General features: G+C 48.7%; 17 protein-coding genes. 13 read left to right on the forward strand and 4 right to left on the reverse strand.

The window, feature by feature from the left end; genetic code table 11:
• The first annotated feature begins 170 nt into the window (after positions 1 to 170).
• From BZJ17_RS04935 to BZJ17_RS04970, 9 genes are all read left to right on the forward strand, one after another.
• Positions 171 to 1,874 (forward strand): AMP-binding protein, encoded by a 1,704-nt coding sequence (locus BZJ17_RS04935; RefSeq protein WP_077640034.1) that lies wholly within the window; start codon positions 171 to 173, stop codon positions 1,872 to 1,874.
• Between the two features lie 27 nt (positions 1,875 to 1,901).
• The gene (locus BZJ17_RS17175) at positions 1,902 to 2,063 is read left to right on the forward strand and encodes a hypothetical protein (RefSeq protein ID WP_157893159.1); all 162 of its coding nucleotides are present in this window, start codon (positions 1,902 to 1,904) and stop codon (positions 2,061 to 2,063) included.
• Between the two features lie 97 nt (positions 2,064 to 2,160).
• A complete protein-coding gene (locus tag BZJ17_RS04940; protein ID WP_077639975.1) occupies positions 2,161 to 2,634 on the forward strand; it encodes an HIT family protein in 474 nt (157 codons plus the stop codon).
• 67 nt (positions 2,635 to 2,701) lie between these two features.
• The gene (gene ppiC / locus BZJ17_RS04945) at positions 2,702 to 2,983 is read left to right on the forward strand and encodes a peptidylprolyl isomerase PpiC (protein ID WP_077639976.1); all 282 of its coding nucleotides are present in this window, start codon (positions 2,702 to 2,704) and stop codon (positions 2,981 to 2,983) included.
• Positions 2,984 to 3,134: 151 nt separating this feature from the next.
• Entirely contained in the window at positions 3,135 to 4,307 is a 1,173-nt protein-coding gene (locus BZJ17_RS04950; RefSeq protein WP_077639977.1) for a GGDEF domain-containing protein, read from the forward strand.
• A gap of 370 nt (positions 4,308 to 4,677) precedes the next feature.
• Positions 4,678 to 6,207 carry an ABC-F family ATP-binding cassette domain-containing protein gene (locus BZJ17_RS04955; protein ID WP_077639978.1) on the forward strand — a complete coding sequence of 510 codons (1,530 nt, stop codon included), beginning with the start codon at positions 4,678 to 4,680 and terminating at the stop codon, positions 6,205 to 6,207.
• A gap of 144 nt (positions 6,208 to 6,351) precedes the next feature.
• Positions 6,352 to 6,999 (forward strand): hypothetical protein, encoded by a 648-nt coding sequence (locus BZJ17_RS04960; protein WP_077639979.1) that lies wholly within the window; start codon positions 6,352 to 6,354, stop codon positions 6,997 to 6,999.
• Positions 6,996 to 7,754: a DUF3307 domain-containing protein gene (locus BZJ17_RS04965; protein WP_077639980.1), complete on the forward strand. Its 759-nt coding sequence runs from the start codon at positions 6,996 to 6,998 to the stop codon at positions 7,752 to 7,754. The genes BZJ17_RS04960 and BZJ17_RS04965 overlap by 4 nt, the downstream gene beginning before the upstream one ends.
• A gap of 204 nt (positions 7,755 to 7,958) precedes the next feature.
• Positions 7,959 to 10,118, forward strand: coding sequence for a S9 family peptidase (locus BZJ17_RS04970; RefSeq protein ID WP_077639981.1), 2,160 nt, complete (start codon positions 7,959 to 7,961; stop codon positions 10,116 to 10,118).
• 109 nt (positions 10,119 to 10,227) lie between these two features.
• Here the strand turns inward: BZJ17_RS04970 and BZJ17_RS04975 are convergent, their stop codons facing one another.
• Positions 10,228 to 10,995: a siderophore-interacting protein gene (locus tag BZJ17_RS04975; RefSeq protein WP_077639982.1), complete on the reverse strand. Its 768-nt coding sequence runs from the start codon at positions 10,993 to 10,995 to the stop codon at positions 10,228 to 10,230.
• A gap of 166 nt (positions 10,996 to 11,161) precedes the next feature.
• On the opposite strand from BZJ17_RS04975, the gene BZJ17_RS04980 reads away from it, so the two are divergent.
• The 3 genes from BZJ17_RS04980 to BZJ17_RS04990 all read left to right on the forward strand — a co-directional run bounded on the left by BZJ17_RS04980 (position 11,162) and on the right by BZJ17_RS04990 (position 13,111).
• Positions 11,162 to 11,545 carry a cytochrome b562 gene (locus BZJ17_RS04980; RefSeq protein ID WP_069589925.1) on the forward strand — a complete coding sequence of 128 codons (384 nt, stop codon included), beginning with the start codon at positions 11,162 to 11,164 and terminating at the stop codon, positions 11,543 to 11,545.
• Positions 11,546 to 11,579: 34 nt separating this feature from the next.
• A complete protein-coding gene (locus BZJ17_RS04985) occupies positions 11,580 to 12,314 on the forward strand; it encodes a lipoate--protein ligase (protein ID WP_077639983.1) in 735 nt (244 codons plus the stop codon).
• A gap of 65 nt (positions 12,315 to 12,379) precedes the next feature.
• Complete coding sequence (locus BZJ17_RS04990; protein ID WP_077639984.1) at positions 12,380 to 13,111, forward strand: gamma-glutamyl-gamma-aminobutyrate hydrolase family protein; 732 nt, start codon at positions 12,380 to 12,382, stop codon at positions 13,109 to 13,111.
• 93 nt (positions 13,112 to 13,204) lie between these two features.
• On the opposite strand, the gene pcp is transcribed toward BZJ17_RS04990, so the two are convergent.
• On the reverse strand, positions 13,205 to 13,849 hold the full coding sequence (pcp, locus tag BZJ17_RS04995) for a pyroglutamyl-peptidase I (protein WP_077639985.1): 645 nt from the start codon (positions 13,847 to 13,849) through the stop codon (positions 13,205 to 13,207).
• 161 nt (positions 13,850 to 14,010) lie between these two features.
• Here pcp and BZJ17_RS05000 point away from each other — a divergent pair, with 161 nt between their 5' ends.
• On the forward strand, positions 14,011 to 14,751 hold the full coding sequence (locus BZJ17_RS05000; RefSeq protein WP_077639986.1) for an ABC transporter substrate-binding protein: 741 nt from the start codon (positions 14,011 to 14,013) through the stop codon (positions 14,749 to 14,751).
• A 72-nt stretch (positions 14,752 to 14,823) separates the two neighbouring features.
• Here BZJ17_RS05000 and msrB read toward each other — a convergent pair whose 3' ends face one another.
• Together msrB and BZJ17_RS05010 are read right to left on the reverse strand one after the other, a co-directional pair.
• Complete coding sequence (msrB, locus tag BZJ17_RS05005; protein WP_077639987.1) at positions 14,824 to 15,969, reverse strand: peptide-methionine (R)-S-oxide reductase MsrB; 1,146 nt, start codon at positions 15,967 to 15,969, stop codon at positions 14,824 to 14,826.
• 120 nt (positions 15,970 to 16,089) lie between these two features.
• Positions 16,090 to 16,800, reverse strand: a complete 711-nt coding sequence (locus BZJ17_RS05010; RefSeq protein ID WP_077640035.1) for an LrgB family protein — start codon at positions 16,798 to 16,800, stop codon at positions 16,090 to 16,092.
• Between the last annotated feature and the right edge of the window lie 5 nt (positions 16,801 to 16,805).

Raw genomic sequence — 16,805 nt, forward strand, 5'->3', positions numbered from 1 at the left:
TTCACTTATTAATGTTAACTTTATGTTATCAAAATGTTGCCTTGTGATGATTGTTGTGTTTAGTATGGCTAGGAATTAATGCTGTATTGGAAAGAAAGTTAGGCTTTTAATGAGCATCACACAATTCATTGATGGAACTGCATTGGCAGCTTTTTAAGGAAGAATTACTCATGACTGACTACCGCACCCCTTTGGACCAGTTGCAAATAAATGTCAGGCAACACCCTGATCGAGTCTGGCTACATCAACCTGTTGATAGGCGATGGTATACTTATACTTGGTCAGAAGCTGACGCGTCTGCTAGGAGGGTCGCTAAAGGTTTACTTGAAATCGGTCTAGTGGCGGGTGATAAAGTATCGATCATCGCTAAAAACTCAGCAGAGTGGTACATCTGCGATTTAGCAATCATGATGGCTGGACTTATCAGTGTACCTATCTATCCAACCGCCAGTGCGGACAATATCAAGTATGTGATTGAGCACAGTAGTGTTAAAGCTATATTCATCGGCAAACTCGATGATAGTGAAGATCTTTGTCAAGCCTTACCCGACTCTTTGATCACTATTGCTATGCCAAATTCCAAAGTCGATTGTCAGCTTGACTGGTACGCGTGGTTGTCAAAATTAGATCCGCTTGTAGAAGTCAATAAACCTGCGCTCAGCGATACCTTTTCTATCATCTATACCTCTGGCAGTACCGGACGGCCGAAAGGTGTTCTGCTCAGTTATTTGAATGTTGCATCTTCTGCCATTTCTGGTAGTGAAATTTTTTTTCAGCCAGATGACACACGTGTGATGTCCTACTTACCTTTAGCGCACATCACAGAGCGCTGCGTGGTTGAGCTACCTTCGATCTACAATCCTGCTGAAGTCTTTTTTACTGAATCTATCGAGACCTTCATTGACGACGTTAAGTACGCTCGTCCAACTGCTTTTCTTTCGGTACCTAGACTATGGACGAAATTTCAGTCGAAAATTTTGGCAAAAATGCCGAACAATCGTTTGCAATTTCTACTTAAAATTCCCTTTGTTGGTCAACTCGTGGCGAGAAAAATACGCGAGAATTTAGGTCTGCAAGAGTGCGTATTATTTGGATCCGGCAGTGCCCCCATCTCTCCTGAAGTCCTGCTTTGGTTCCACAAAATTGGTATCAGTATTGGTGAAGGGTGGGGGATGACCGAAAGCTCAGGCCTGTCGTGTAGCAACGTACCATTTGATCTTAATCACCTAGGTACCATTGGAACGCCGCAACCTTGTGTCGAAATGAAGTTATCGGACGAAGGAGAAGTATTGATTAAAGGCGATGCAGTATTTACCACTTACTACAATGACGAAGTAGCGACTCAAGCCGCCTTTGAAGATGGTTGGTTTAAAACCGGAGATAAAGGAGAGTTAAAAGCTGACGGTTCTTGGAAAATCATTGGCCGGGTTAAAGAGCAGTTTAAGACTGGCAAAGGCAAGTATGTATCACCGGTACCTATTGAAAGTAGCTTAGGACGAAATCCGGACATCGAACAGGTATGCGTGATTGGCGTTGGTCGAAAACAACCGATTGCACTTATTGTTTTAGGTGAAGGTACCCTCGGTCATACTTCTCATGTAAGAAAAGAGCTTAAGGAAACATTAATAAAGGTAAACCAAGAGCTTGAAGCTCATGAAAAGCTGGATCATTTAATCGTGGTGGAAGAGCCTTGGAGCATCGAAAACGGCCTGTTAACCCCGACGTTGAAACTGAAAAGGGATCAAATTGAGCAACGTTACCAGTACTTACTCAGTCTAAACCTGCCCTATAAAGTGATTTTAGAGAGCAAAGTTATTAATACAAACAATGACTCTAAACTTGTTCATGCCAAGCGAGTTTCCGCTAACGCTTAAATCAGCCGCGCAATCTACGGAAAAATCATGTCTCAGCTATTAATCAAAACAGACAACTTAGCTAAGTTGTCTGTGAACAAACACAACGATGCATTCCGCTTTTTCAACTGGCCCGACCAAATTGAGGATAACACATGGTGGCAATCGCCTGATGTGTTAAGCGTCAGCCTGAATGCAATGGAGCATTAAGTTTCTTAAGAGCGTACTTTGCAGCTGCCGATGAACAGCAGCGGAAAGTTAGATTGCTGTGCGATATCTGAACAGTTAAGAGCGATGGAGGAGTGCTGTGCCAAGCCAYGACGCATGTATTATTTGTGCGATTAATAGTGATAAGGTAGAACATTATCGGGTTGCTGAGAAAAATGGACTAAAAGCTGTACTAGACATTTTTCCCATCACCGAAGGTCATATCCTGATCCTGAGCCGCAGTCACGCCTCACACCTTGAGCAACTCTCTGCGCAAGAACATACCGAGTTATTTCAATTTGCACATCAAATCGGCAAGCGGATGTTTGACGTGATGGATGATGTGAGCGATTACACCTTAGTAGTGAATAATGGTCGCGATGCTGGGCAACATATCCCCCATGTTCATATTCACCTGATCCCGCGACGCAAAGGAGACAGATTACGTTTTTATTGGCGACTCATGACGCGATTTATCAACCCATTCGGTGGTAAGAAACGTGTCCAGCAGTTAGCGGAGTGGCAACGAAGGTGGCGAATGCACGGTAATTATACGGACGGCTCAGCGAGATAAAATTCAGTCCCCTTTAATGACTGGATTCGTTATAATCGCGGGCTTTTGTGGCAAGTAGGGTGGCATCATGTCCAAGAAAGCAGCGGCGTTGCACATACTGGTGAAAGATAAAACGCAAGCGACAACAATTCTCGCTCAGCTCAAACAAGGTGCGAATTTTCAGGCGTTGGCGAAAAAATACTCGCAATGCCCATCGGGAAAACGCGGTGGGGATCTGGGCGAATTTCGTCGCGGTGATATGGCTCCCTCTTTCGACAAAGCGGTATTCAATGGCGAATTATTGCGTCCTCTTGGACCAATAAAAACCAAATTCGGTTGGCATATTATTAAAGTGTTATATCGCAACTAATCGGTATGCGTTACGCCTTGCGATAAGCACTAGGTGACTGAAACTGTAATAAAAGTTAACGCATAGAAATTGATATTGCGCACATCGATTACCCCAAGATGCCACTGAGAAAGTGGTACAGTAAAATTATGCCTTGAATAATGTCCGCCTTATGTTTGAACTTGATGCGCCTACATTACTGATCACGCTTACGGCAACCCAATGGTTGCTTGCCGCATTTTTGTTGGTGCAAAACCGTAAAGAGCCCGGTATTAATGGATGGGCGTTGTCTCTGTTTATCCATGGGTTTAGCAATCTTTTCTTATTTGCCCGTCCGTACCTTCATCCTTATCTCGGGATCGTCTTTTACAATGCGTGTGTGATGGTAGCATTTTCTTTGAGCCATTGGGCACTGGGGCAAGTCTTTGCCCGCGATATACCGCGCTGGCAGTTGGCGCTGCCCGTCGTGCTCTCGGTAGTATTGATGGCATCACACCTCGATGATATCGGGAGCCGCGTAGTTTACGCCAGTTTGATTATCAGTATGCAGCTTGCGTTGATGACGCGAACCATTGTGAGGAGCACAAACACCGGCGGTCAGCGTTTAAAGCGTTGGCTAATGATGGTGATGGGTGGATTTAGTGTGGCTTACATAGGCAGGGCGACGTTCGCACATTTTTATCCTGATCTGTTTACGCAGCTGCTTGGCACGTCACTGTTGCAAGCGGGACTGATTTTATCGGGCATCGCTTACAGCGTGATCAATACCCTGATTATCTTCTTGTATAAATTAGAGCGCGTTCACGAGAAACTTCATCGTGAAGCGACCCGAGACAGTTTAACGGGGCTATTAAATCGTCGTGCCTTTTTGGCCAAAGCGAAACGGCGCGTTGAGACTGCCTCTTTCCCTCTCAGTGTACTGATGATCGACTTGGATGACTTTAAAACTATTAATGACTCATTTGGCCATTCTGTTGGTGATAAAGTATTGATCCATTGTGCTGACGTTTTCGAACAAGTGGTTGATGACGATGGCATTGTCGGACGCTTAGGAGGAGAAGAGTTTGCGGTCGTGCTCCCTTACTGCGACGGTGCTCGTGCACAGCAAATATCGGCTGGTTTGCTCCGCGCCGTTCAAAACAGTCGCGCTGAACTTGAAATAAGCTTGTCGGCCAGCATAGGAGTAACGACGACCTCCGAGGCGATGGATATCGACGGTTTGTTAGCCCAAGCCGATGATGCGCTTTATCAGGCGAAGCATGATGGAAAAAATACCTTTAAAGTGTACGTCTCGGCACTGGAAAGCGTCCCTCATGACGCAGAGCATATACCTAATATCGCTTGATGTGTGCATATCTAGACTTCATGCACAAAATTGACTTCACCGATGAGGTTCATTATTCTCCGACGATCATGTTGATATTTCGACTCTCTATTATGGCTTATATTTTATTTAAGAACTTCGTAAGAAGGCTGGGCTTCGCGCAAATACACGATGAAGTGTTGCTCGGAGCTTAACATCAAATCTTCATCAGATATTGTCATACGCCCTCTGCGTAGGGCTCTCAGTATCTGATGTAAAGACGCGATAGAGAGTGCGGCCGGTGATGCTCCATCACCGGCCTTTTTGCATTCTGATCACAGCAGAATGCATCCATTTTAATGATGACGAAAGGCCGGTACTTGTTACCGGCCTTTTTTTATGGATAAGAAACATGAGTTTATTAGTGATTGAAAACATCTGTTTTCAAATTGAGGAAAAAGTGTTGTACCAAGGTGCGAGCGTGGTGCTACATCATGGTGAACATGTTGGCGTGACGGGTGCGAACGGTGTGGGGAAAAGTACCTTGTTGAAAATACTGCAAGGGGAACTGCTGCCGGATAGTGGCGAGATTGTTTGGCAACCGAATATCCAAGTCGGTTATTTAGACCAGCATTTAACGATCGACCCAACACTGTCTATCTATGACTTTATGGCGTTGGCATATCGCGATCTTGTGGAGGTTGAGCGAGCGTTAAATGCTATCTACGCATCGATGTCGGCGGACACGTCAGACGCGGTGCTTGCCAAAGCGGCACGACTGCAAAGCCAATTAGAGGCACAAGATTTTTACCGTATCTCTCATCGTATTGAACAGGTCTCGGCTGGGCTGGGTATCGCGCCGTTGGGCATGCAAACCGCAATGGGCCAGTTAAGTGGCGGTCAACGGCATAAAGTGATGTTGGCAAAGTTACTGCTTGAACAAGCCGAAGTGATGTTACTCGACGAGCCGACGAACTTCCTCGATGCTGAGCACGTTGCTTGGTTGGCGGAGTTTCTTAATCACTATACGGGTACCTTTATGGTGGTGTCGCATGATGAGGCTTTCCTTGAGTCGATCACGACAGCGATTGTTGATATCGACCAGAGCAAGATACGCAAATACAAAGGATCGTATCAGCAAGCAATGGCACAAAAGGCGCAGCAGAGTGAAACACGGCACAAGCAATACCTCGCACAGCAGAAAAAAATGGATAAGTTGGCCACCTATATTCGCAAGAACGGCGCAGGTGTGAATGCGCGTATTGCCAAGGGGCGCAAGAAACAGCTTGCGAAAATGGTGCCGATTGAAAAAAAACAGACGCGTGAGACGGTAAGCTTTGCGTTCCAATACAAACCATTACGGTCGCAACATGTATTGGCCGCCAAGGGGTTGCAGATTGGCTATCGAACGCCGCTTTTGCCGCCGTTATCACTTCAGATTCAACGGGGCGAAAAAGTCGCGATTATTGGCTTCAATGGCTTGGGAAAATCGACATTGTTAAAAACCTTATTGGGAGAAATCCCTGCACTACGGGGCCAGATTGACACGGCAAACGGTATACAGTGGGGATATTTTGAGCAAGGCTTACATTGGCGATTTCCGGAAAGCTCTCCGGTTCAGGCCGTGTGTGGGGTAGGCCAGCTCACAGATAAAACCGCGCGCCAGAAGCTGGCTGAATGTGGTCTCAGTGGTAAAAAGGCGGTGCGGCCATTGCATACATTGAGCGGGGGTGAGCAAACCAAAGTAAAGCTTTGTTGTTTAGCCGTGATGGCAACCAATGTACTGGTGTTAGATGAGCCCACCACACATCTTGATGTCGATGCAAAAATGGCATTGCAGCACGCCCTTAAAGCGTATGCAGGCACCGTAATTGTGGTTTCTCACGAGCCACAATTTATTGAGCACTGGCCGGATAAGGTGATCGATATGACCCAGCTTTAGTAGCTAACGCGTTAGTAATAGTCACGTCAGTAACAGCGAGGTCGCATGATGCGGCCTCGCTTATTTTTTTGCCATTTATGGATAAATTTGTATTTTTTGCCAAAAAAGGCTAAATTTGGCGGGGTTGGTTAACAAGGATGAATAATGGCGACAGAAAGCAAGGCACCCATTGCGGTGATCAGTGGCGATCTGGTGGATTCAACCGCCTTAAATCGAGATGAGTATGAGCGAGTACTGGCGCAAATCAAAACCATACAAGCCCATATTTCACGAGCGCATTGCGCTAATCAGCACAGCATTATACGCGGTGATGAGTTTCAATCTGTGATCCATGATGTAGCGAACGCGCTTCACTATGTCGTGATGTATCGTGTCGCCATCAAAGCACTGGGAAAACCGTTTGATTGTCGCATCAGCTTTGCGATTGCCGAGCAAGCGGATTTGCGTGAGGCGGTGTCAGAGTCAATGGGACAAGCGTTTGTACTATCTGGCCGCGGCTTAAAAGCAATGAAAAACCAGCGGCTGGCCTTTTTTTGCGCCAATGCCGATCTTGAAGACAGATTTGCGTTGTTGATCCGTTATCTTGACCGGCAACTCAGCGATGCGACATCTCGTCAATGCGAAATGATGCTGCCTTTATTACAGCGCGATCAACCACTTGCGTACGGTGAGTTAGCGGCCGCACTTGGAGTCGCGAATGCAACCGTGAGTAAGTCCCTTAAAGCGGCGGGTTGGGGGCTTATCGAGGCATTGTTGGCCGAGTTTCAGCAAGCTGTGGAGGCGCAAGTATGATGGCCTTCCTTTCTTTGCTGGTTCCCTTGTTACTGACTCATCTTATTTATGATTTCTATCTACAGCCTACGAATTGGTGGACGAAATCGACATCACGCGCGCGAATAATGGATTGGGCGGTGGGACCGCTCCTCTACGGTTTATGTTTACTGGTACCTGCGGTGTTTTGGACTCAAAACGTCTCGCCGCTATTGGGCGTATTGGCGGTTGGCATAATCACCAAGCGCGTAGTGGCAGTGCTTGATGGCCAACTTGTCGCGCAGTCATCACTGGCCCGTTTTACGGTGAGCCAAGGCATACACCTTTTGGTACTAGGGCTAATTGCCCTGAGTTTTGTGGCACAGCCACCTTGGGTTGGACTGACCGAGATGCCTCTGTTTAGCGAGCTCGTCGTGATTGGCACAGGCTATTTATTGATCTTAAAGCCGACATCAGTATTGATTGGTCATGTGTTACAGCGCTTTACGGTCACGTTAGACTCACCCTCTGATCATCAACATGATTATCATGGCCTCGTAGCTGCGGGGGCGTTGATTGGCTATTTAGAGCGTATTCTGATCCTGACCTTTACCTTGCTTGGCAGCTATACCGCTGTCGGTTTTGTGCTGGCAGCCAAGTCGATTTTCCGCTTTGGTGAGCTAACGCGTTCTGCCGATCGCAGCCTAACCGAATACGTTTTAATTGGTTCGTTATTGTCGGTAGTGATCACGACATTAGTGGGCGTTGTGATCACACAAAGCCTCACTTTGCTATGATTAGCCTTTTATAGCTAAAAGATAAGAATTAGCTGTTTTAGGCTTATAATATGGACTGGTATTAAGAAACGATGCGTCAGTCAGTCGTTTGGCGAACGATAAAAAGAACATTGTTTATTGGAACTTGCTTGATGCCCTCAGGTCAGTAATAGGATGCTTGCTTGTTAAATTACTGTTATGGCTAAATAAACCTGAAGGAAAAGTATGTCCCGACACATTTTACTCACCGGAGCACTGGCGGTGTCTTTGCTCTCAGGGTGCAGTTTTCAAGGAGAGTCACACGTGAAAGCTTCCAGCCCAGGCGAACTGAGTGCGCCTGTCGCGAAAAAAATCCCTCATGAAATGACCATTCACGGCGACACGCGCGTGGATAACTACTATTGGATGCGTGACGATGCACGCCAAGATCCCGATGTGATCGCTCATCTTAATCAAGAAAACGCCTATGCCGATCAGGTGCTCGCGCACACTGAGCCAATGCAGGCCAAACTATTCGATGAAATCAAAGAGCGTATCGTCAAAGACGACGCCTCGGTTCCCGTCAAAAAAGGCAGTTATTTCTATTCCAGTGAGGTGGAAGGCGATAATGAATATCGCACTTACGTGCGTGCGAAAGATTTTGCCGGCACCGACAAAACGGTAATTTTGGATGTCAACGCGCTCGCGAAAGGGCATGAGTTTTACAGCATTGGCCAACTCAGTGTCAGCCCAAACGAAAACCTATTAGCCTATGGGGAAGATACCCTCAGCCGCCGCGTTTATACCATTCAAGTTAAAGACCTCACCACCGGTGAGTACCTCGATGATAAGATTGAAGGCGCCTCGAGCAGTATTGTGTGGCAGAACGATAACCAAGCCTTCTACTACATCAAAAAAGATCCGCAAACCTTGCTGGGATATCAGGTGTATCGCCACCGTTTGGGCACCCCACAATCCGCTGATACGTTAATATACGAAGAAACGGATACCAGCTACTACACCGGCTTGAGCAAAAGCAAAGACGGTGAGCAGATCTTTATTTGGCACTCTAGCACTGAAACCAGCGGCGTATCGCTCGTGGATGCCAATGATCCGAATGCCACCGCCCAAGTGTTTTATCCGCGAGAAACTGGCATCGAATATGAAGTAGCGAAGCGTGGCGAGTGGTATTACATCTATACTAACTATCAAGCAGTCAACTTCCGCTTGATGAAGGTACACCAAAGTGAGCGTGACGATCGCAGTCAATGGCAAGATGTGATCGCGCCAAACGATAAGGTGCAGTTGGTTGATTTTACGCTATTTGATAACCACTTGGTCTACGAGCAGCGCGAGAATGGCTTGCCGCGTACCACAGTGCGTAACCTCACCACTGGGGAGGAATATCAGCTCACGTTTAACGACTCGGCTTATGCGTCCTACCTGACCGGCAATGCAGAGATGGATAACACCGCGGTGCGCGTGTATTACAACAGCTTGACCACGCCGGGCACCTATTACGAGTTTGACTTGGCGTCGGGCGAGCGTGAAATGCTCAAACAAAACCAAGTGCTGGGTGATTTCAACCCGGACAACTACCAATCCGAGCGGGTGATGATCACCGCACGTGATGGCGCGCAAGTGCCTGTATCTTTAGTGTACCGTAAAGATCGCTTCAAAAAAGATGGTACCAACCCGCTCTATCAATACGGCTATGGCTCCTATGGCGCGACCATGGATCCCATGTTCTCTACCACGCGTTTAAGCCTGCTAGATCGCGGTTTTGTCTTTGCTATTGCCCATATTCGTGGCTCTGAAATGCTAGGGCGCCCTTGGTATGACGATGGCAAAAAACTCAACAAAAAGAATACCTTTAACGACTTTATTGATGTGACTAAAGCGCTGACCGCGCAGGGCTATGGTGATAAAGACAAGGTGTTTGCCGTTGGTGGTTCAGCCGGTGGCTTGTTAATGGGGGCGATCATCAACCAAGCGCCAGAGTTGTATTTAGGCGTGGCGGCGCATGTGCCATTTGTGGATATTGTCACTACCATGCTGGATGAGTCGATTCCACTGACCACCAACGAGTATGATGAGTGGGGCAACCCGAATGACAAAACCTACTATGAATATATGCTCAGCTATTCACCGTACGACAATGTCACCGCGCAAGATTACCCCAACTTGTTGGTCACCACAGGCTTACATGACTCACAAGTGCAGTACTTTGAGCCAATGAAATGGGTCGCGAAACTACGTGAGTTCAAAACTGACAACCATACGTTGGTGTTTAAAACCGACATGGAAGCCGGCCACGGCGGCGCATCGGGGCGCTTTAAGCGCATCAAAGAAGATGCATTGGAATATGCCTTCTTCTTAGACTTGCTCGACAAGCAGGGTAAGTAATCAAAGGGTAACCCTCTGAAACGAGACAAGCGCCGCTAGCGGCGCTTTTTTATGCGGGTAGAGACGCGATAAGCACGCTCAATGTCGATAAAAAACGAGGTGCTCAGGCTTACTGATTGYTCTCAGCATCTTCGCGCTTGATCACCTTGTGGCCTTCTTCGGTCACGCCATTTTTCCAATAGCTGCTGATGTAGATAAACTCGCGCTCAACATCACGATCGTTACGGAAGTATTGGCGCAGTGCGCGCATGCTTTCAAACTCACAGGCACACCACACGGACACTTGCCCGGCTAACCAAGGCTGAGCTTTTACCGTCTCGGCCAACGTCGGGGTGGTCAGCCAAATAATCTCCATCCCCGCGGGGGCGTCGAGTGGTTGGGCATCTTCCTCGGCATCGAGCTGAACCACCGCATAACCTTTGGCATTGTTAGGCAAGGTCTTGATCTTGGCCGATAGTGCCGGCAACGCGGTCATATCGGCCGCCATAAAGAACCAATCCGCATCGCGATTAATCGGCGCAATCGTCCCAGGGCCGGCAATATTAATGGTATCGCCCACTTGGGCATTCAGAGCCCAGCGCGCGGCAAAACCACAGTCGGCTTGCTCGATTTGATGACGAACCATATCCACTTCAATTTGTTGCTGGCTAGGCATAAAGCGGCGAATGGTGTAGGTACGCATTACGGGGCGCTCGCCTTCTGCTAATCCGCTCAGATCTGTGCTTCCCGCTTTATCAAACAGTAACTTGATATAGCCGCCTTCACACTCTGCAGGGAACGCCGCGAAAGCGTCGCTTTGTAAGGTCAAGCGTTGCATATTAGGTGTGACGGTTTGGGTATCAATAACGTGAGTGAGGTGATAGTTCGGCTGTTTCATGTTTTCTAACTTAAAATCATTATCATTTACAATTAATCATACCATTCGGATGCGGGATGTGTAAGTGCTTTACATTGTTTTACGCTTCTATACTAGGCAATACCCTGAGAAGTGAGTAAGATACAGACGCATTATTATTACTAAAAAACAATCACATGGAGCAAAAATGAAGAAAGTCATACTCACGGGCGCGATGGCGGTGCTGCTGTCGTTGAACGTCTCGGCCTCTGAGCTCAAGCCGATCATGAAAGAAATGAAAATGACCTTTAAAGAGGCGGCGAGCGCACAAAGTATCGAAGCCATGCAAGCCCCGGTCGCGAAACTAGAAACCCTGATCGCGCAAGCTAAAGCGGGTAGCTATCCACCGGAAAAAGCAGAGACCTTCATGGAAGGGTTCGATAAGCTGGCGGTGACGGTAGAGGAAATTGATGCCGCGTTGAGCGAAGGCGACCTTGATAAGGCGCAACAAGGTTTGCGCCAAATTGATGCCTTACGTGAAGAGTACCACGACAAACGCAACCCAAGCATTTGGCAGCGCTTATTCGGTTAATCGCGCAATCAGTGAACGTGACGATAGCGAGGGTATGATGGCGACTCAAAAAACGATTCTGCGTTATCCCTCGCTGTCGGTAGCATCTGCATTTGAGAAAGAACAGGCGCTGATCCGCCGGATAGAGCAGGGTGAACTCAACGAGGCATTACTGCTTTGGCAGCCAGATGCGCAAACCTTGGTGCTGCCAGCAGGCCAAAAATGGCCCCAAACGCCTGAATTGCGTCGCGCCCTATCAGCGTTAGGTTGGCAAATACAGAGCCGCCGAACAGGCGGGGCGCCGGTGCCGCAACTACCCGGCGTGATTAACGTGTCTTACCTGACGGTGTGGCCGAATAACACCCCTTATCATATCCAAATGGCGTACCAGTATTTTTGCACCATTTTGCAGTCTTTTTTCCATCAGTTAGGCATTGCGACCACGGTGGGTGACACGCCCGGATCGTATTGTGATGGTGACTACAACCTCAATATTGCCGGCAAAAAAGTGGTGGGAACCGCCCAGCGTATTCTGCATTTAGGTGCGGGTGCAGGCAAACAAACCGTAATGCTGGCACAAGCGTGTCTGCTGATTGATGCCGATTGCCAACATATTGTTGCCCCTGTATCGCTGTGTAATCAGCTTTGTGGTCACCCCGATCGCATTGAGGCCGAGGTGCATACCCCCTTGTCGGCGCACTTAGGTGAATTGCCGACAACCGAACAACTGTTTCAGTTGTTGACTCAAGCGTTTATAGCAAGGCCACCACTCGTGGTGGGCAAGGCTTGAGGCCGCGGCTCAATATAGTATGCTTTAGCACAATCGTGCCTAAAACAAATCCCAAGGAGAGAGGAATGCGCGTCCATCTTGTTATTCACGAGGCGTTTGAAGGCCCAGGAGCCATTTTAGATTGGTGTGACGAGCGTGCCTATCATGTGACCACCAGTCATTTGTATCGGGGCGAGCCGTTGCCAGAAAGCGGTGAAGGCATTGACCTGCTGGTGGTACTCGGCGGGCCGCAGAGTCCAGATACGCCACAGTCTGAGTGTCCGCATTTCGATAGCCAACGCGAGCAAGCGCTGATTAGGCAGTGTATCGAACAAGGCAGCGCGGTGTTAGGAATTTGCCTCGGGGCGCAATTGATTGGTGAAGCCTTGGGCGCGCCGTATCAGAAAAGTCCTGAGCCCGAGATTGGCTATTTCCCCATCCAATTAAGCGAAGATGGCCACATTGACGAGCACATCCCGCACTTTGCGCCGCAAGAAATTGTGGGCCATTGGCATAATGATATGCCGGGGCTAACACCCAATAGTCGTGTACTGGCTAGCAGCGAAGGCTGTCCGCGCCAGATCGTGAAGTACGGACCACGGGTGTATGGCTTTCAATGCCACCTTGAGTTGACGCCTCTGGCGGTTGAAGGTTTACTGCAAGCCGCCTATCCAGAGGGCGAGGCCGCCAACAAACGCTTTATTCAAGACCCTGACTCCATTCGCGCCTTTGATACGGCTCCGATGAATGCGCACTTGTTTGCCTTTCTCGATAGCGTGCTGACTGACAACGATCTCGTCACTGAGTGGCTGTTCTAAGCAATTAGGTTAGGAGCACGGTAACCGCCACAGTGCTCCGCCTACTAAGCGCTATTGTTTGAGCGTCATCGTCTGAGCGCCATCTACCGCGTCTTAGTGCAACATGCCTTCACACACGGCGGTGACATCATCATCCAATAAACTCAACTCGATGGCTATCTTCATCGCTGCCACCACATCACTTACCGGCATGCTCGGGGCGCGGTGTTTGCACGCTTGTGCTGGGCTGTAGGGAATATGAATAAAGCCGGCGCGTACCTCGGTGTGATGAGCCAGCGCATGCATCAAGCCATAAAACACGTGGTTACACACAAAGGTGCCCGCGGTGTAAGAAACACTGGCAGGATGATGCGCTTCGTTTAATGCGTTCACTAAACGATTGAGGGGCAAGGTAGAGAAATACGCAGTGGGTCCAGATGGCACCACCGGCGTACCATGCGGCTGCTTACCGGCGTTGTCGGGAATGGGCGCGTCCTGATAATTGATCGCGACCTTCTCTAAGCTTATCTCTGCGCGACCACCGGCTTGGCCAAGTGCGATCACCATCACCGGACTGAGCGATTCTAGCGCGCTGTGTAACGTCGGTAAGCTGTCTGCAAAGGTGCAGGGCAGGCGCACGGCTTTAACAATGCACTCCTCATTAGGCTGCCAGCCTTCTAATGCTTTTGCCACTTGCCAAGACGGGTTATCGCTCTCGCCGCCGAACGGTTCAAATCCAGTAATTAAGATGGTGTGCATGCCATGTCCCTATTGATGTGATATGCCTGAGATAAAAGGACTTTACCGCAAACACTGACAGGGGTCACCTTTGTGTTTGTTGTGAGTGCTGATTAAAAAGTAGGCGCATTTGCAAAGGTCTCGCTACGCTTAATGAGTATTGTTCACAGTGAGGGTAAACAATGAAACACTTACTTTTGGCACTGATACTTGTCGCGGTACCGGCGACTGCTGATACCTTTAGAGCCCATTGTCGTGATCGTGCGCCTGAGTTGATCCCTACCGAAGCGGGATGTGATGGGCCAGTGGCTGAAATCATTACTGTTGCGCTAGAGAAAATGGGCCATACCGTCGATTGGTCAACGGTACCTTGGGCAAGAACGATCAACGTGGCCGAAGTTGGGGAAGTTGATATTATTCCACGTCATTCGATGAACAATGAGCGTGAGGCCTTTTTGAATGCCGTTCCGTATGGTTACAGCGTCCGTGAAGTGTTTTACATCATCGGCCCAAACGTTAACCAGCAAATCAACAGTTTTGAAGAGCTAAAGCAGTATCGGATCGGCGCACTGCGTGATAGCTTCTACTCCGATTTATTTAACAATACTGACGATCTTAAGCGTCGCTATTACAACGACACGGAACAAATTATCAAGGTGCTGGAAAACGGGCGCATTGATGTGGCAGTGACATCTTCCAGTCATGATATTGATAAGTTCACTGCGGTGAGTGCGTTCACTCAAGCTAACTTTGTTGACCGTTTTTATAATGGACGGTATGTCAGCATCCCGAAAAAATCACCGGTGGCGAATTATTTCCCTGAGTTTGAGCGGACTATTCAGCAAATGGTTACCTCAGGCGAAGTCAGTGCCATTTTTGAAAAATACGGTCAAACGCCGCCTGAACAAAAACCGGTGAACTGATTGTTTAATCATTCACATATAAAAAACGCCCCAGTGAGAACTCGCTGGGGCGTTTTCGTGTCGGCGTTAACTTTATTGGCTCTCAAACAAATAGAGATAATCCTCATAACCGGCAWCGGCCATTTTATCGACGGGCACAAAGCGCATCGCGGCTGAGTTCATGCAATAGCGCAAGCCGGTGGGGGCGGGACCATCCTCAAACACATGACCAAGGTGCGAATCGGCGACCTTGCTGCGGACCTCGGTGCGCGTGTAAAAAAGCGAATTATCCGGCTTGGTAACCACATACTGCTCATTAATGGGCTGTGTGAAGCTCGGCCAGCCAGTACCGGATTTGTATTTATGAGTGGAGGAGAACAGCGGCTCGCCCGAAACGATATCCACATAAATCCCCGCTTGTTTGTTGTCCCAATATCGATTGCGGAATGCGGGTTCAGTGCCGTCTTCTTGAGTGACTTCGTATTCAATGTCTGACAACATCGCGCGAATTTTTTCATCCGAGGGGCGCGAGTAGCGGGTGTTCGTTGATGTCATCTCTTCCGCTTTTTGCGCATCAATCATCTCACGCAAGGTGACCGGGTTGTCTTTGCGATCGTCACCAAAAATCTCGTCCAGATACTGGTCACGCCCTGATGCATAGCGATAGTAGCTATAGCGAATGCTGTGGTTTTTGTAGTAATCCTGATGATAACTTTCTGCTGGCCAGAATGTCTCGAACGGAATCAATTCGGTTTTCAGCGGCTTTTTAAACACGCCTAACGCTTCAATTTCCGCCATAAAATCCGCGGCAATTTGCTTTTGTGTTTCAGAGCGATAAAAGATCGCGGGACGATATTGCGGGCCACGGTCAACGAACGAGCCTTGGTCATCGGTGGGGTCTATATGACGGAAAAACTGATCCAGCACCTGTTCATAATTCAGGACGTTAGGATCATAGGTGACATCAATCACCTCAATATGCCCACTGGTGCCGGACGAGACCTCTTTATAGGTGGGATTTTCAAGCTCACCGCCTGAGTAGCCAGWCACCACATCAATCACGCCGTTGAGCTTTTCAAGATCAGATTCTGTACACCAAAAGCAGCCGCCGGCGAGAGTGGCCTTTTGGTAGCCTTGTGACGTGGTGGCAGTGTCTTTCACCGCTGCATAACTTGCTATCGATAGCAAACTGAACGCTGTGAACGCGATAACTCGCCACATTGATTTGTGCTGTTTCATGATCGCCTCGTTATTAGGGTTGGTGAGGATCAAGACCTGCGCACCAAGCAGAAACTTTCATCCTCTCCCACTTTTCTGTTGTTACAGATAACGTAGCGCAGAAAAGCCCTTAGCGATCACCTACCAAAGCAGCTGACCTAACACAGGGGCAAGCAACACAGTGACCATGCCCGCAATCATCATTACCACACTCGACACCACCCCTTCGGCATGGCCTATCTGATAGGCTTTAGCGGTGCCGGCTCCGTGTGCTGATGCGCCCAAACTTGCGCCGCGTCCTAAGCGCGAGCGAATCGAAATCACGGTCAGAATACTTTCACCAATCGCCATCCCAATCACTCCAGTGAGAACCACAAACAGCGCAGTGAGATCGCTTTGCCCGCCAATCGCTTTAGTGGCTTCGACGGCAAAAGGGGTGGTGATTGAGCGCATCGCCAAACTGCGTTGCAGCAGTTCAGACAGCTCAAACACCCGCGCTAGCACCACAGTACTAGTAATTGCGACCAGCACAGACACTGTGACGCCAATCGATAGTGACAACCAATGGCGGCGGATGAGCGCGCGGTTATCATACACAGGGATCGCAAACGCCACAGTCGCCGGGCCCAGCAGCCACAGCAACCAGTACGATTGCGCCATGTAGTCTTGATACGGGATATTAAATCCAACCACTACCGCGACAATCAGCAAGGGCGCGAGCAACAATGGCATTACCAGAATCGAGGGATGACGGCGATACAGCCATTTGCTCATGTAATAAAAGCCAAGGGTCATTAAAAAGCAGGTAACGCTTAATAACGAGGCATGAAGCCAAGTAGGTAAAGCAGACATCATGG

The sequence above is a fragment of the Salinivibrio sp. IB574 genome (assembly GCF_001996205.1).
Taxonomy (GTDB): Bacteria; Pseudomonadota; Gammaproteobacteria; order Enterobacterales; family Vibrionaceae; genus Salinivibrio; species Salinivibrio proteolyticus.

Excerpts from the sequence above, each read along its gene's own strand:
- BZJ17_RS04955 (WP_077639978.1), top strand. The coding sequence starts at position 4,678 with ATGAGTTTATTAGTGATTGAAAACATCTGTTTTCAAATTGAGGAAAAA.
- BZJ17_RS04950 (WP_077639977.1), top strand. The coding sequence starts at position 3,135 with ATGTTTGAACTTGATGCGCCTACATTACTGATCACGCTTACGGCAACC.
- BZJ17_RS04970 (WP_077639981.1), top strand. The coding sequence starts at position 7,959 with ATGTCCCGACACATTTTACTCACCGGAGCACTGGCGGTGTCTTTGCTC.
- BZJ17_RS04980 (WP_069589925.1), top strand. The coding sequence starts at position 11,162 with ATGAAGAAAGTCATACTCACGGGCGCGATGGCGGTGCTGCTGTCGTTG.
- BZJ17_RS05000 (WP_077639986.1), top strand. The coding sequence starts at position 14,011 with ATGAAACACTTACTTTTGGCACTGATACTTGTCGCGGTACCGGCGACT.
- BZJ17_RS04985 (WP_077639983.1), top strand. The coding sequence starts at position 11,580 with ATGATGGCGACTCAAAAAACGATTCTGCGTTATCCCTCGCTGTCGGTA.
- BZJ17_RS04935 (WP_077640034.1), top strand. The coding sequence starts at position 171 with ATGACTGACTACCGCACCCCTTTGGACCAGTTGCAAATAAATGTCAGG.
- BZJ17_RS05010 (WP_077640035.1), bottom strand. The coding sequence starts at position 16,800 with ATGTCTGCTTTACCTACTTGGCTTCATGCCTCGTTATTAAGCGTTACC.
- BZJ17_RS17175 (WP_157893159.1), top strand. The coding sequence starts at position 1,902 with ATGTCTCAGCTATTAATCAAAACAGACAACTTAGCTAAGTTGTCTGTG.
- ppiC (WP_077639976.1), top strand. The coding sequence starts at position 2,702 with ATGTCCAAGAAAGCAGCGGCGTTGCACATACTGGTGAAAGATAAAACG.
- BZJ17_RS04990 (WP_077639984.1), top strand. The coding sequence starts at position 12,380 with ATGCGCGTCCATCTTGTTATTCACGAGGCGTTTGAAGGCCCAGGAGCC.
- BZJ17_RS04960 (WP_077639979.1), top strand. The coding sequence starts at position 6,352 with ATGGCGACAGAAAGCAAGGCACCCATTGCGGTGATCAGTGGCGATCTG.
- BZJ17_RS04965 (WP_077639980.1), top strand. The coding sequence starts at position 6,996 with ATGATGGCCTTCCTTTCTTTGCTGGTTCCCTTGTTACTGACTCATCTT.
- pcp (WP_077639985.1), bottom strand. The coding sequence starts at position 13,849 with ATGCACACCATCTTAATTACTGGATTTGAACCGTTCGGCGGCGAGAGC.